Origin of the sequence: Dactylosporangium sp. CA-139114, assembly GCF_050955725.1 — a bacterium.
Taxonomy (GTDB): domain Bacteria; phylum Actinomycetota; class Actinomycetes; order Mycobacteriales; family Micromonosporaceae; genus Dactylosporangium.
The window spans coordinates 9,250,708-9,265,477 of the sequence record NZ_CP192080.1; the positions used below are offsets into that span (position 1 = coordinate 9,250,708).

A 14,770-nucleotide genomic window follows, 5' to 3' on the forward strand; every position below is an offset into this window, starting at 1 on the left:
CCGCGAACCAGCGCGGCACGGAGCACCTGCGCCGCACGAGCACAGGCGCGGACGCGACCCTCGCCGCCCACGGCACGCGAGCACAGGCACGGCTCCCCGCCCGCGGCACGCGAGCACAGGCGCGGACGCCACCCTCGCCGCCCGCGGCACGCGAGCACAGGCGCGGCTCGCCGCCCGCGGCACGCGAGCGAGGCACTGCGGAACAAGGCGGGTCGGCGCGGCGGAGCAGGGCCACCTAGCCGGCCGCCGTCCAACTCGAATGTCGGAAGATGCGGCGAGGGCGGACCCCGCAGTGGGGATCCGCCCTCGAAGGAGCCGCTGGGCCGGTCGGGTCAGACGCGCACGTAGAAGCGCAGCGTGACCCAGGCCGTGATGGCGCTCACCAGACCGCCGGCGCCGCACAGGACCGGAAGCATGACCCATACGTTGCTCCAGTCCACCGGCAGCAGGACCGCTGTCAGCGCCTTGAGCGAGCCGTCGATGAAGAAGATCTTGGCCGCGACCAGCCCACCGAAGGCGAGGATCGCGCCGATCAGGCCGGCGAAGACCGCCTCCAGGACGAAGGGCATCTGGATGAACCAGTTCGAGGCGCCCACCAGCTTCATGACGGCCACCTCGCGGCGCTTGCTGTAGGCGGCCACCTGGATCGTGTTGGCCACCAGGAGCAGGGCCGCGGCGCCTTGGACGACCGCGACGGTCAGCGCCAGGGTCTGCAGCGCGCCGAGCAGGTCGAAGACCCGTTTCAGCAGCTGCTTCTGGTCGAGGATGTCGCTGACGCCCTCCTGGCTGCGGAACTGGTCGCTGAAGTCCTGGACCTTGTTCGGGTCCTTCAGCTTGATCCGGTACGACTCGGGCAGGGAGTCCTGCTTGGTCGCGGCGACGAGGTCGGGCGCGTCCTTGAACTGCTCCTGGAATCGCTTCCAGGCGGCTTCCTTGGTCTCGTGCTCGTAGGACTTGACCAGGCCGTTGGACTTCAGCGCGCTCTCGATGCTCGCGCGCTGGTCGTCGCTGACGTCGGCCTTGAGGAAGACGGACACCTCCACCCGCTGGTAGAAGAAGTCTTCCATCTTGCCGACCTGGAAGAAGAGCAGCAGGCTCGCGCCGAGCATGGTCAGCGACACGGTCATCGTGATGATCATCGCGATGGTCATCGTGACGTTGCGCCAAAGCCCGGTCAGGACTTCGGTCAGGATGTATCTCACGCGCATCGGGTGGGGGTTCCTTCCCAGCGGGCCCAGCAGGAGGACGGGGAGCGGTGCGGACTAGGGCTGGGGTCAGCCGTAGACACCGCGCGGCTGGTCCCGCACAATCCGGCCACTTTCGATCTCTACGACCCGGCGGCGCATCTGGTTCACGATGTTGGAGTCGTGGGTGACCATGACGACCGTGGTCCCGGTCCGGTTGATCCGGTCGAGCAGTCGCATGATCTCGATCGACGTGTCCGGGTCCAGGTTTCCGGTGGGCTCGTCAGCCAGCAGGATCAGCGGCCGGTTGACGAACGCCCGGGCGACGGCGACGCGCTGCTGCTCACCGCCGGAGAGCTCGTGGGGGTAGCGGTGCTCCTTGCCGCCGAGACCGACGAGCTCGAGCACCTCGGGGACGACGCGGCGGGCGACGCCCTTGGACTTGCCGATCACCTCGAGGGCGAACGCCACGTTCTCGTAGGCCGTGCGGTTCGGCAGGAGGCGGAAGTCCTGGAACACGCAGCCGATCTGGCGCCGGAAGGCCGGGATCCGCCACGAGCGCATCGACGTCACGTCGCGCTCGTTCACGACGACCTTGCCCCGGTTCGGGGTGACCTCGTGCAGCAGCAGCTTGATGATCGTGGATTTGCCTGAGCCGGAGGGACCGATGAAGAAGACGAACTCGCCCTTCTCGATGTTCACGGAGACATCGTCAAGGGAGGGGCGAGACGCCTTCGGATACGTCTTCGTCACGTGGTCAAGCCGAATCACGGGAGGTGAGTCTACGCGGTGTGACAAGCGGGCCAAGTACACGCGGTGCGTCATGCGCGATTTGCCAGGATTGCGAACCCGAACCGGGGACGCGAACCGCAGGGCAGCGCTTGATTCCCACACAAGAATGTGATATACGTCACTTTTTACTGCGAGCAATCGGAGTCACCGTCAGTGATTGACGGACTCCAAAGAGATGATCAAGCGCGAAACGGTGCCGTTACGCGGCCGGGTCGAGCTCCCGCTGCTTGCGCCAGCGGATGCCCGCGTCGATGAACGCGTCGAGGTCGCCGTCGAAGACCGCGGTCGGGTTGCCGGTCTCGTGCTCCGTGCGCAGGTCCTTGACCATCTGGTAGGGGTGCAGGACGTAGGAGCGCATCTGGTCGCCCCAGGAGCCGGCCACGTCGCCGCGCAGGGCGTCCATCTTCGCCGCCTCCTCGGCCCGCTTGAGCGCCAGCAGCTTGGCCTTGAGCACGCCCATGGCGGTCGCCTTGTTCTGGATCTGCGAGCGCTCGTTCTGGCAGGAGACCACGATGCCGGTCGGGATGTGGGTCAGGCGCACCGCCGAGTCGGTGGTGTTGACGCCCTGGCCGCCGGGGCCGCTGGAGCGGTACACGTCGACGCGCAGCTCGTCGTCGGGGATCTCGACGTCGTCGGTCTGCTCGACGACCGGCACGACCTCCAGCGCCGCGAACGAGGTCTGGCGGCGGCCCTGGTTGTCGAAGGGGCTGATCCGCACGAGGCGGTGGGTGCCCGACTCCACGGACAGCGTGCCGTAGGCGAACGGGGCCTTGACCGCGAAGGTCGCCGACTTGATGCCGGCCTCCTCGGCGTAGGAGGTGTCATAGACGTCGGTCTCGTAGCCGTGCCGTTCCGCCCAGCGCAGATACATCCGCAGGAGCATGTCGGCGAAATCGGCCGCGTCCACCCCGCCGGCGCCGGCGCGAATGGTCACGAGCGCCTCACGGGCGTCGTATTCGCCGGAGAGCAGGGTGCGCACCTCGAGGTCCGAGATCGACTTCGTCAGCCCGGTGATCTCCTCGGCGACCTCGACGAGCGAGGAGGGGTCGCTCTCGGCCTCGGCCAGCTCGAGCAGGACCTGGGCGTCGTCCAGCCGCGACCGCAGCGACTCCAGCCGGTTGATCTCGCCCTGGACGTAGGACAGGCGGGACGTCACCTTCTGCGCGGCGACCTGGTCGTCCCACAGGTTGGGAGCCGACGCCTGCTCCTCGAGCGCGGCCTTCTCCTTGCGCAGGCGACCGAGGTCGAGGACCGCCTCGATGTTGCGCAGGGTGCCGTCGAGGTTCTTGAGGGATTCGGCGTGGTCCAGAGCAGTCACGCATCAAGGGTACGCCGAGGCGCCCCCGGCTATTTGCCGGGCGCGCTCTTGAGCCAGGTGAGCGCCGCCTTGTGATATCCGACCGCGAAGTCCAGCGAGGCCGCGAAGAAGTCGTCGCCGGACTTCTTGGCCTCTTTGGCCATCTCGCGGGCCTCGGTCAGCGCGGCATTGTGGTATTCGGCCGCCTGCGCATAGACGTCCTGCAGTTGCGTGGCGGACTGCTGTGCCCCGAATGCGACGCGCAGCGCCACCGGATTGCGCAGCGCCTCGCGACCGGCCGGCTCCGACAGCCACCGCGCGAAGGCGCGCTTGCCCGCCGGCGTGATCGCGTAGGGCTGGCTGGAGCGCGCGCCGGGCTTGCCGAGCTTGACGTATCCGGACTCGGCGAGGGCCGGCAGCTCCCGGTAGACCTGGCTGCGCGTCATGGACCAGTAGGGCCCGAGCCGGCGCTGCGCGGCTGCCATCAACTGGCCGCCCGTCATCGGTCCCTCGTGCAGGAGGCCGAGCAGCGCAGCCGCGGTCGCGTTGAGTCCAGAATCCGCCATAGCCCCACGCTGTCATCTTTCGCCAGCGCAGTCCAGCATTTCGGCAAATCCACAGTGAACTGTCGCGCTGCGACTGTCGAGTTAGGACGGCCGTACGGAGCTGCTCATTGCCTGAAGGTCGGGAATGCGGGCATCGACGGCATCGGGGGGAACGACGGCATCGGGTCGCCGAGGCCGGGCAGCCCGGTCTTCGTCGGCGCCGGGGTGGCGGGCTTCTTCGTCGGCTTCTGCTCGCCGGAGCCCGGGTTGCCGGTCGGACCGGGGTCGGCCGTCGTCCGGGTCTCCTGCGGTGTGACCGCGGGCGCGGCGCCGGCCGAGCTCGACGCGGCGGGTGCCGGCGTGGTGGCGTTGACCCGCTTATCGCCCGTATTGTCGGTTTTCGGGGTTTTTCCGGGCAAGAGCAGCGCGCCGACCGCCAGGATGACGATGAGCAGCAGGCCGCCGCCGATCGCGGCGAGAACCCGGCGCTGCCGCTTCTGCGTGCCGGGACCGTCTGGCGTGTCGCGGTGGCCGGGCGTGTCGGACTCGCCGAAGTCCTCGAACAGCCGGCCGGCGGTCTCCTCCGGAGTCGCCGGGGCCGGCTGCGCGAACGGGACGAAAGGCGTAATCGGCGCAACTGGTGCGAGCTGCGCAACGGGCGCGACCTGCGCAACAGGGGCGGTCGGCGGCTCGGGAGCCGCGACGATCTCCGTCAGCGGCTCGTCGGCGGAAGCGGCACGCTGCGACGGGATGATCGTCTCGGCCGCGTCCGGCCCGGCCCACAGCGGCGTCCCCGCCGCGACGGCCGCGATCGCCGGGTCGGCCTCCGGGCGAGCCGAGTCCGAGGACTCCCCGGCTTCGCGGGCGGCCGCGGCGGGAGGCTGCTCGGACGGTACCGATGCCGAAATGACCTGCGTGGGAACCTCGGCGACGCCGTGGGGCTCGGTGGGCCGCTCCCCGATCGGCACCGCCATCATCAGCGCGGCGGACGCGGCCGCCGGCGAGGTCGGGGCGGTCGGCAGCGGCACCCAGTCGACGCGCCGGACCGGCGCCTGCACGGGCGCGGTCAGCTCGGCCGAGCGCTGCCAGAACGTGACGGCCTCGGCGGGCAGCCGGGGCAGCGGCTCGAACCCGTCGAGGGCGCCCTCGGCCGCGCGGAGGCGCCCGACGATCGAGGCCGCCGTCGGCCGCATGCGCGGGTCGATCTCCATGCACGCCTCGATCACCGGCCAGAGCGCGGCCGGCATGCCGGGCGGGGGCACCGGCACGCAGTCGGCGTGGCGGCGCAGGACGTCGGTGGGCGAGCCGCCACGGTACGGGCTGCGGCCGCAGATCAGCTCGAAGAGCACGACGCCGAGCGCGTACACGTCGGCGGCCGGGCTCGGGGAGCCCCCGGCCACGACCTCCGGCGCCACGTACTCGGGCGTGGCGTGCGTCGGCCCGGCCGGGCGGTCCAGGCGCCGGGCGACGCCGAAGTCGGCGAGGCGCACCGGCCCGCCGTCGGTGGGCACGAGCAGGTTCCCCGGCTTCACGTCGCCGTGGACGATGTTGTTCGCGTGCACGTACGCGAGCGCGTCGGCGACCTGCGCGACCACCTCGGCCGCGACCGCGGGCGGCAGGGGACCCTCGGCGCGCAGCCGGCGGCGCAGGTCCGGCCCGGCGACGAGCTCCATGGCGATCGCGAGCACGTGCTTGTCGCTGACGAGGTTCTTGACCCGGATGACGGAGGGGTGCTCCAGCCCGGCGAGCAGCTCGGCCTCGCCGAGGAAGCCGTCCTTGAGCTCGGACACCTCGGCGGCCTCGGAGCGCAGCACCTTGACCGCGACCCACTCGCCGGCCCGCGTGTCGTACGCGCGCCAGACCGCGCCGATCGCGCCCCGGGCCACCTCCGACTCGAGCCGGTAGCGGTTGCCCAGGATCGTCTTCGCGCCCGTGACCGTCTTCATGACCGTCCCTCCCCTTACCCGAGACGGTAGGCGAGGGCCACCACGCCCCGGCTCCCCCGCCGGGCCGGATGGCACAAACCGGGGAGTCGGCTACATCCGGCTGCGCAGCTCCCACAGCTCGGGGTAGAACCGCAGCTCGACGCGGGAGCGCAGGTACGCCCCGCCGGCGCTGCCGCCCGTGCCCGCCTTGGTGCCGATCTGGCGCTCGGCCATGAGCACGTGCCGGGCCCGCCACAGCGACCAGGCCTGATCGTGGGCGAGCATCGCCTCGGCGAGATCCCACAGCGGGCCGTAGCGCTCCCGGTCCCGCGAGATCGCCAGCAGCGACTCGACGCGCTCCTCGGCGTCGTCGACCGCGAAGCCGTGCTTGCCGAGCATCGTCAGGAACGCCTCCCACAGGCTCGGCTCGGCCAGCCGCCGCTCCAGCCGGGCGCGCTCAAGCTCCGACAGGCCGCGGAAGCGCTGCAGGTACGTGTGGTCCTTCAGCCCCGACAGGAACTCGATCTCGCGGAACTGCGCGGACTGGAACCCCGAGGCCGGGGACAGCTTGTTGCGGAAGCGCAGGAAGTCCTGCGGGGTCATGGTGTCGATGACGTCGACCTGACCCACGAGCACCCGCTCGATCGACAGGCACCGCTCGAGCCGGACCCGGGGCAGATACGTCTCGCCGTCCAGCAGGCGATCCCGCGCGTTCTCGAGCTCGTGCAGCACCAGCTTGAACCACAGCTCGTACACCTGATGAATCGTGATGAAGAGCAGCTCGTCGTGCGCGGGCGGGCTGGACTCCGGGACCTGGGCCTCGAGCAACCCCGACAGGCGCAGATAGTCACCGTACGTGAGGCGGCCGCCCTGCTCCCCGAAATGCGCATCGGTCCAGTTGCCGGCCGCGCTGCCGGCAGATTCGTTGGTCACCGGCCCACGCTATAAGGTCACCAGTCGTGGCGAGAGGCGCACTGGTCCGGTGGCTGCGGGGTCTCGATGCTTCAGAGCTGGGCGAGCTGCTGCGGCGCCGCCCCGACGCCCTCACCGCCCCCTCCCCCGGCGACCTCACGGCGCTCGCCGCGCGCCTGTCCACACGCACCGCGGTCGCCGACGTCGTGGCCACCCTGCCGCTGCCGGCCCTGCAGGTCATCGAGGCCCTGGCCGGCCTCGGCGAGGCGCCGATCCCGCGCGCCCGGCTGGCGGCGGAGCTGAACCTGGCCCCCGACGACTCCTCCCTGGACGCGACCCTGCGCGTGCTGAGCCAGCGCGCACTCGTGTGGCCCGAGGGCGATGACCTGTGGACCTCGACCGGGCTCGAGCTCGAGCCCACCGCGGAACGAGCGTTCGATCCGATTCCCCCCGCGCCCGCGCTGGGCCCCGCCGACCGGGGCGCCATCCGCACCGCCGCCGGGCAGTCCGCGGCGGCCCTGCTGGACCACGCGGCCGCCCTGCTCGCGGAGGCCGCCGAGCACCCCCTGGCCCGCCAGCGCAACGGCGGCGTGGCGGCGCGCGAGCTCGCCCGGCTGGCCGCGGAGCTCGGCCTCGATGAGCCCCTCGTCGCGCATTTCGCGGATGTCGTACTGCAGGCCGGGCTCCTCGCCCCCGAAGGCGCCCACCTGGTGCCGACCACGGCCGCACTCGCCGACGAACCGGCGCCCGATCGCCTGGCCCGGCTGCTGTCCGGGTGGTGGTCGGGCCCGCCCCTGCGCCGGGTCGTGATCCGCGTGCTGCACGACCTACCGCCGGACACCGCCGTGCACGGCACCGAGTCCCTGGCGCCCCTTGTGCGCTGGACCGCTCCCCTGCCCGCGCGGGCGGTGACCTCTCCCCCGCCTCTGCGCGCGGTGCCGTCGTCGGGTTCGCCCTCCTCGCCCGATGGCGCGGTGTCACCTTCGTCGGCCGGGCGGGCGGGGTCGTTCTCGTCGTCCGATCGCCCGGTGTCACCGTCCCCGGCCGGGCGGGCGGGGCCGACGCTCGAGGATGCGGTGAGCGGGGTCGTGGCCGAGGCGACGCTCCTCGGCGTGTGCGTGATGACCGAGCCGGACGCGTTCTCGATCAGCCCGCTGGGCCGCGCGCTGGCCGACGGCCGCCCGATCGCCGAGGTGGCCGAGCGTCTCCTGCCAGCGCCGCCGCTGCGGGTGACACCCGCGGCGAGCGTGCTCGTCTGCGAGGACGTGCCCCTCCTGGACGAGGTGGTCTCGGCCCTCGGCCTCGAACGCCTGGCGCCCACGGTCGCCGCCTCCCCCTCACCCGTCCCGTCACTGCTGGCCGCGCTCCGGGAGCTGGGTCACCGGGCCGAGCAGTCGGGCCCGAAGGTCACCGTGCGCCGCCCCGCTCCTGCCCCGCCGGGCGCCCGCCGCCCGAAGCCGACCGTGGACCCGGGCGAGCTGGCGCGCCGCCTGGCCGTACCGATGCAGCGAGGCGCCTCACCCCTCGAACAGATCCGGCATCGAGCCCCGCAACTCCGCCCGGAGCAGGCACAGCTGCTCGCCGACGCCGTCGAGCACGGCACCCCGGTCTGGATCCGCTACGTGGACGCGAACGGCCGCGCCTCGGAGCGCGTGATCGAGAACGCCGAACTGTCCGGCACGGTCATCGAGGCCTGGTGCCGCCTACGCCGCGACGATCGAGCCTTCACCCTGGACAACATCGTCGCCGTGGCCCGCCCCCGCCACTAGCCCGGACAGCGGCACGCCCCGCCACCTGCCCGCCCCCGCCACCAGCCCGGGCAGCGGCACGGCTCGACGCCCCTGAACGCGGCCGCTCAGGCGCCAACCACCCCGCGGGCGGCCCTGCACGCGGGCGGACTCCACACCGCCGCAAGCCCGCACGCGGGATCGCCGCACACGAGCCCAGCCGAAGCGGACCCGCCGCCGCGGCCCACAGGACAACGAGCGAGGCACACGCGGCCCGAACGCGGACCCGCACCCAACCTCGCGGCAGCCGCGGGTGCGCCGCGTGGGGCCGGGCGTGAGCCCGGCCCGCGCGGTGCCGTCGAGCCGGAGGTCAGCCCATGTGCGGGTAGCGGTGGTCGGTCGGCGGGACGAAGGTCTCCTTGATCGTGCGCGGGGAGGTCCAGCGCAGCAGGTTGTGCCAGGAACCGGCCTTGTCGTTGGTCCCCGAGGCCCGCCCGCCGCCGAACGGCTGCTGCCCCACCACGGCCCCGGTCGGCTTGTCGTTGATGTAGAAGTTGCCGGCCGCGAAGCGCAGGGCGTGCGTGGCCCGGTCGACGGCGGCCCGGTCGGTGGCGAAGATCGACCCCGTCAGCGCGTAGGGCGCCGCGGACTCGGCCTGGGTGACGACCGCCTCGAAGTCCGCGTCGGCGAAGACGTGCACCGCGAGGATCGGGCCGAAGTATTCGGTCGTGAACACCTCGTGCTCCGGATCGGTGCACTCGACGATCGTCGGGCGCACGAAGAAGCCCTCGGAGTCATCGGCAGTGCCACCGGCGACCACCGTGCACGAGGACGAGTTCTTGATCCGGTCGAGCGCCGCGGCGTGCCGGTCGAAGGCGCGCTGGTCGATCACCGCGCCGCCGAAGTTCGTGAAGTCGGTGACGTCGCCGTAGGCGAGGGAGTCCGCGGTCGCCACGAGCTCGTCCTTGATCCGCGACCACAGGCTCTCCGGCACATAGGCGCGCGAGGCCGCCGAGCACTTCTGCCCCTGGTACTCGAACGCGCCCCGCACCAGCGCCGTGATCAACGCCGCCGGGTCGGCCGACGGGTGGGCGATCACGAAGTCCTTGCCGCCGGTCTCGCCGACGACGCGGGGGTAGGAGCGGTACACGTTCTCGGCGACGGTCCGGTTCAGCTTGCGGAACACCGCGGTCGAGCCGGTGAAGTGGATGCCGGCCAGGTCCGGATCGGCCAGCGCGACCTCGGAAACGGCCAGCCCGTCGCCGGTGACGAGGTTGATCACGCCGGGCGGCAGGCCCGCGGCCTCGAAGAGCCGCATCGTGTAGTGCGCGGCCAGCTGCTGGGTGGGCGAGGGCTTCCAGAGCACCGTGTTGCCCATCAGCGCCGGCGCGGAGGGCAGGTTGCCGGCGATCGCGGTGAAGTTGAAGGGCGTGATCGCGTAGACGAACCCCTCCAGCGGGCGGTGGTCGAAACGGTTCCACACGCCGGCCGAGGAGCGGGGCTGGTCGGCGAGGATCTGCTGCCCGAAGTACACATTGAATCGCAGGAAATCGATCAGCTCACAGGCGCTGTCGATCTCGGCCTGGATCGCGGTCTTGGACTGCCCGAGCATCGTGGCGGCGTTGAGCGTGTCCCGCCACGGGCCGCTGAGCAGGTCGGCGGCGCGCAGGAACACGGCGGCGCGCTCGGCGTAGGGCAGGTCCCGCCAGGCGGGGGCGGCACGCTTGGCCGCGGCCACGGCCCGGGCGGCGTCATCGGTGGTCGCGTTGTGCGTCACACCCAGCACGTGCCGGTGGCGGTGCGGCTGCACGACGTCGATCGGCTCGCCGGCGGCCATCCGCCGCTCGCCGTCGATCGTCATCGTCAGCTCGTGCCGCTCGCCGGCCAGCTCGCCGAGGCGGCGCTGCAGGCTCGCCCGTTCCGGGGTGTCGGGGGCATATCCGCGGGCCGGCTCGTTTACGGGCTCGGGCACGGTGATCAAGGCATCCATGAGGGTCTCCCACGTCGTCTCGGCAGCGTTGGCGAGGTTTTCCCCATCCTGCCACGCACTCGCGGGCTGCCCGAAGTTGTCCACAGGCGGGCTCCAAAACGAACTCGCGTACGCTGCAGATCGTGGTTGCGAAGCGTGCTGCGGTGGCGGAGCCGGCGGTGGAGACGTGGCGGCCGGCGCGTGCGGTGTTCGTGGCCGCGTTCGCGCTCGTGCTGCTGTTCCTGACGCTCTTCTCGGCGTACGGGCACGTCCCCGACGCCGCGGTCGCCGCGCTGGTGCTGCCGGGCGTGCTGACGCCGACGCTGATCGCCGGGGCGGCCGTCGGAGTGCTGGCCGTCGGGCGGTTCGCGGCCGAGGCGGGGGTGCGGGGGCGGCTGCTGTACGGCGCCCTCGGCGGCCTGCCCGTCGGGCTGCTCGCGATGGGCGGGATGCTCGCGGCGTACCACTCGGGCCCCTCCGTGGCCTACGTCGCCGTCACGGTGGCCGTCACCGGGGTGCTGGGCGGCCTCATCGCCGCGGCGCGCCCGATCAGCGCGGTCGCGGCGGGCGCGGCGGCGGGCGTGCTGGCCTCGGCGATCGGGCTGCTGGCGGCGTACTTCCAGAACGACCTCTCCGACCTCTTCGGCAACCGGGAGACGGTCGGGAGCATGGCCGATGCGGCGTACCGCCTCCAGCTCACGACCTCGATCGTCTCCGGCGTCGCGGCCGGCGCCGTGGCCTTCGGCTACCTGCGGCGCACCGGGCTCGCACTGCCGTGGCCGTCGTACCCGCTGGCCGGAGCCTTCCCCGGGCTGCTCACGCTCGCGGCGGCCCTGGTCGGCTGGATCGGTGCGCTGCCGCTGTCGCACGCGGTGGCGAAGCAGAGCGAGTTCGACGCGGCGATCATCGCCAACCGGCTGCCCGAGCAGGTCAACCACGGCTTGATCCTGCTGTTCGCGGGCGCGTTCGTGGCGATGATCCTGGTCGGGCGAACCCTCAAGCGCGCTTAGGTCAGGCCTCCGCGGGGCACACGCAGCGCCTTGGCCGGGCCGGCCTGGCGCAGCGCGCCGGACCAGCCTTGGCGTCGCGAGTCCGGCCCTCGTCCCGGCTCGACACGGCCGACAGGACAGGGCCTAACCGACGAGCTGGTCGAGCTCCGAGGGGTCATACCACTCCAGCTCGTGATCCTCAGCGCTGTCCACAGTGAACTGCGCATCCGGGTCACCCGCCTCCGCCTCCTCGACCACATCGGCCGCCGCGGCGACGTCGGCCTCGGCGTCGTGGCCGTCCACATGGATCGCGGCCACGGTGCGCAGCGCGATCTTCCCGGAGATCTCGACGGCGCTCGAGCCGAGGTCGAGCCCGTTCATCTTCACCATCGCGCCCGGCAGGTCGGCCGAGAGCACGACCCGGCGTCGTGGCGCCTTCGCGTCGTGCCGCAGCAGTCGCAGACCGCTCTGGGCGGCGCGCGTGAAGGCGACGTACTCCAGCTCCTCCTCGTCGCCCTCGGCGTACCACTCCCGCAGCGAGGGCGTGACCGCGTGCGCCTCGGTCGGCGGCGGCAGCTCGCCGCTCTCTCGCAGCACGGCGAGCTGAGCGAGTGTCGCGGGAAGGTACACGCGCGTGAGGTCCGTCGTCACGCTTCCTTGTACTACACCCTTGCCCGGGTTTCGACACGCATGTCGGGCGTGTCGGACCGATTCGTCGTAACCAGTGCCAAGCGAACGGTGGCAAACTGAGGCGATGGAGCCGCGATTCCTGCTCATGGCCGATGTCGCCGAGCAGTTGAACGTGTCTGCCTCGCAGGTGTACCACATGGTGCGCAGCGGGGAGCTGCCGGCGATCAAGGTCGGCGGACGCGGCCAGTGGCGCATCGAGCGGAGCAAGCTCGAGGAGTACATCGAGCGCAAGTACGCGGAGACGGCCGAGTGGGTGCGCAGCAACCCCCTCGTCGATCCCTCCCCAGACCTCGACTGACCTGCGCATTTACGTCTTTCGCCTCTTTCCATATTTCGCTCGTACTGCCTGAATCGGTCACGGCACTCCCGCGCGCGCGAAAGGACGAATCGGTCCTAACCGCACATACGCTGCCATAAGCCACCACCCCATTCTTGACGGCATCACCCGGCCTCGATACAACGGTTCCTGAAGGCAAACGAAAGCAAACGCAAGCATCGGGGGGCTTCTCATGACGGTGTCGACCGAACAACGTCCGGGCCGCGGCGCACGCGGCGGGTCCACGGCCACCCGCGGTGGCAACGGCAGCGCCACCCGCACGACCACGGCCACCCGCAACACCACGGCCACCCGCACGACCACGACCGCCCGTGGCGGCAACGGCAGGTCAGCTCGCATGACCACGCCGGCCCGCGACGGCACCGCCGCTCGAAGAGCTCCCGCGATCCGAGGCAGCGACGCTCCTCCGGGAACGGGGGCGGTCCGAGGAGGTGCCGCTGTTCGCGACGACGGGCCGGCTCGCGACGATGCCGCCCATCTCCGGGCCGGACCCGTTCAACGACGCCAGGCCGGCCTGCGAGCCGTCCCGAGCCACGCCCAGTCCGCCGAAGCGGGCCCCGACCCCGAGGACGGGGCAGACCGCGACGATGGTCACGAACGACGGCCGACGCTCAGCGCCGTCCCACGAATAGCCGATCCCCCACCCACTCGGCGCCGGGCCGGCGATACGCGCACCAGACCGAGCCGAAGCCCCGAAGTCCGTGGCCTGCGAAACAGCGCGAGGCCGACACCGGGAGCTCCCGCCGTCATCCTGCGCCTGCCCCCGCCGCTGGACCCTCCGATCGTGAATCCGCCGCCCGAGCCGCCGCGCCCGCTCGGCTACACGATGGAGCCGCTCCCGTTCGACTGGCCGCCCGGCTCCGCTCCCGCGCCCCGGCCGCCGGTGCGCGAGCCCAGGCTCCCGGCCGTTCCGCCGCCACCGACCGTGCGATCCGACTCGTTTCAGGCCGTCAAGCGCTTCGCCGCCATGTGCGTGGAGATCCTCAACGGCTACCGCCCGCCCAGCCAGCTCCGGCCCCTGGCCCACCCACAGAAGTTCGGGGACGTCAGCGACCAGGTGCTACGCCGGACCGTACGCATCCGCATGAACCCCGGCAACGCCGCCCGCAAGGGCGCCCTCGTCCGCGTCCGCCGCGTGCTCGTGGCCGAGCCCTTGGCCGGCGTGGCCGAAGGCGTGGTCGTGCTCGAGCACGGCACCTCGAGCTGGGCCATGGCCGTCCGCTTCGAGAAGACCAACCGCCCCAACTTCGGCGTGTTCGGCTGGGTCTGCACCCTCGTCCAGGTCCTCTGAGCCACCTCACCGCGACGGCGAGGCCCGGGCCGCTCCGATCACGGGGCCGAGCGGCCCGGCCCGTCAACGCTCCCGCCGCTCGTGGCTCCGGGGAGGGACAGCACACGAGCGGCGGCTCCGGAGGGTGGTCGTCCCGGATTCGGTGGGCCGGGACAACCCCTCCAAGGCGGCCATCGCGCCCAATCGTGCCGGGGCGCGATGGCCGCCGCCCACCACGCGTACCCCCGGTGTGCTCGGTAGCTCGATGAAGCGGCGGGTGCACTGGGTTCCAACCACCACCAATGGCGCGGTCGCCGCGGGCCGTATGGGCCCGACCCGCGGCGACCGCCTACAACCAGAGACCACCGCACTGGACGCGGCCGCCGCGGGCCGTATAGGCCTGACCGAGGCGACCGCCTACAACCAGAGACCACCGCAGTGGACGCGGCCGCCGCGGGCCGTATGGGTCCGACCCGCGGCGACCGCCTACAACCAGAGACCACCGCACTGGACGCGGCCGCCGCGGGCCGTATGGGTCCGACCCGAGGCGACCGCCTACAACCAGAGACCACCGCACTGGACGCGGCCGCCGCATTCCCCCAAGAGCTCATGCGGCGGCCGCCCTCCCCTTCGTCGACCGCTCGACGGTCCCTGGCCACGCTGCCGTAGCAGTCATCCACCGAGCCGGCCACCGACCCCAGCGAGCGCCACAACTCCACCCCGCCCGACGAACCCGACCGCCCCCAACCCGCCCGGCAAACCCCCGAACCTCGTACCCGCCCCGTGCGGCGAGCGCCGCGAATGCGAACCGGCCCGGCCAGCACGGTGAAGTCCGCGCGACCGGGCGCGCTTGAACTCCAACGCGCCCGGCGTACGCGTACGAACCCCAGGTCGGCAACGCCAAGCGCCAGCAACTACACGTCCACCGCCCGCAACCCGCGGCCGGCGCCAGGGGAGCCCAGCGGCCCGAGCCCGCACCAGTGCCCGGACCTGCGCTTGCCAGCGCCAGGGCCAAGCGCCAGGGCCGGGGCCAAAGCGCCTGGGCCTGGGCCTGGGTAGAGCCTGCGCCAGGGTAGAGCCGAGCGCCCGAATCCGGACGAGAGCCCGAGCCTGCGCAAGGACAAGCGCCCGCG

General features: G+C 72.1%; 12 protein-coding genes. 4 read left to right on the forward strand and 8 right to left on the reverse strand.

Going from position 1 to position 14,770, the window contains the following annotated elements:
- Nucleotides 1-332 precede the first annotated feature (332 nt).
- The 6 genes from ftsX to ACQP2P_RS41590 all read right to left on the reverse strand — a co-directional run bounded on the left by ftsX (nucleotide 333) and on the right by ACQP2P_RS41590 (nucleotide 6,676).
- Nucleotides 333-1,208, reverse strand: a complete 876-nt coding sequence (gene ftsX / locus ACQP2P_RS41565; RefSeq protein WP_433610539.1) for a permease-like cell division protein FtsX — start codon at nucleotides 1,206-1,208, stop codon at nucleotides 333-335.
- A gap of 66 nt (nucleotides 1,209-1,274) precedes the next feature.
- Nucleotides 1,275-1,955, reverse strand: a complete 681-nt coding sequence (ftsE, locus tag ACQP2P_RS41570) for a cell division ATP-binding protein FtsE (RefSeq protein WP_190251422.1) — start codon at nucleotides 1,953-1,955, stop codon at nucleotides 1,275-1,277.
- A gap of 220 nt (nucleotides 1,956-2,175) precedes the next feature.
- Nucleotides 2,176-3,294: a peptide chain release factor 2 gene (gene prfB, locus ACQP2P_RS41575; protein WP_433610541.1), complete on the reverse strand. Its 1,119-nt coding sequence runs from the start codon at nucleotides 3,292-3,294 to the stop codon at nucleotides 2,176-2,178.
- Between the two features lie 29 nt (nucleotides 3,295-3,323).
- Nucleotides 3,324-3,839: a PadR family transcriptional regulator gene (locus tag ACQP2P_RS41580; RefSeq protein ID WP_433610543.1), complete on the reverse strand. Its 516-nt coding sequence runs from the start codon at nucleotides 3,837-3,839 to the stop codon at nucleotides 3,324-3,326.
- Nucleotides 3,840-3,943: 104 nt separating this feature from the next.
- Complete coding sequence (locus ACQP2P_RS41585) at nucleotides 3,944-5,764, reverse strand: protein kinase domain-containing protein (protein WP_433610545.1); 1,821 nt, start codon at nucleotides 5,762-5,764, stop codon at nucleotides 3,944-3,946.
- A gap of 90 nt (nucleotides 5,765-5,854) precedes the next feature.
- On the reverse strand, nucleotides 5,855-6,676 hold the full coding sequence (locus tag ACQP2P_RS41590) for a tryptophan 2,3-dioxygenase (protein WP_433610547.1): 822 nt from the start codon (nucleotides 6,674-6,676) through the stop codon (nucleotides 5,855-5,857).
- Between the two features lie 26 nt (nucleotides 6,677-6,702).
- Between ACQP2P_RS41590 and ACQP2P_RS41595 the strand changes: the two genes are divergently transcribed.
- Nucleotides 6,703-8,424, forward strand: a complete 1,722-nt coding sequence (locus tag ACQP2P_RS41595) for a hypothetical protein (protein ID WP_433610549.1) — start codon at nucleotides 6,703-6,705, stop codon at nucleotides 8,422-8,424.
- A gap of 328 nt (nucleotides 8,425-8,752) precedes the next feature.
- Here the strand turns inward: ACQP2P_RS41595 and pruA are convergent, their stop codons facing one another.
- The gene (gene pruA, locus ACQP2P_RS41600) at nucleotides 8,753-10,372 is read right to left on the reverse strand and encodes an L-glutamate gamma-semialdehyde dehydrogenase (RefSeq protein ID WP_433610551.1); all 1,620 of its coding nucleotides are present in this window, start codon (nucleotides 10,370-10,372) and stop codon (nucleotides 8,753-8,755) included.
- Nucleotides 10,373-10,494: 122 nt separating this feature from the next.
- On the opposite strand from pruA, the gene ACQP2P_RS41605 reads away from it, so the two are divergent.
- Complete coding sequence (locus tag ACQP2P_RS41605; RefSeq protein WP_433610553.1) at nucleotides 10,495-11,361, forward strand: hypothetical protein; 867 nt, start codon at nucleotides 10,495-10,497, stop codon at nucleotides 11,359-11,361.
- A gap of 123 nt (nucleotides 11,362-11,484) precedes the next feature.
- Here the strand turns inward: ACQP2P_RS41605 and ACQP2P_RS41610 are convergent, their stop codons facing one another.
- On the reverse strand, nucleotides 11,485-11,991 hold the full coding sequence (locus ACQP2P_RS41610) for a DUF6912 family protein (protein WP_433610555.1): 507 nt from the start codon (nucleotides 11,989-11,991) through the stop codon (nucleotides 11,485-11,487).
- A gap of 103 nt (nucleotides 11,992-12,094) precedes the next feature.
- Between ACQP2P_RS41610 and ACQP2P_RS41615 the strand changes: the two genes are divergently transcribed.
- Nucleotides 12,095-12,328, forward strand: coding sequence for a helix-turn-helix domain-containing protein (locus ACQP2P_RS41615; RefSeq protein ID WP_350612106.1), 234 nt, complete (start codon nucleotides 12,095-12,097; stop codon nucleotides 12,326-12,328).
- A gap of 823 nt (nucleotides 12,329-13,151) precedes the next feature.
- The gene (locus tag ACQP2P_RS41620; RefSeq protein WP_433610558.1) at nucleotides 13,152-13,658 is read left to right on the forward strand and encodes an Rv3235 family protein; all 507 of its coding nucleotides are present in this window, start codon (nucleotides 13,152-13,154) and stop codon (nucleotides 13,656-13,658) included.
- Nucleotides 13,659-14,770 lie beyond the last annotated feature (1,112 nt).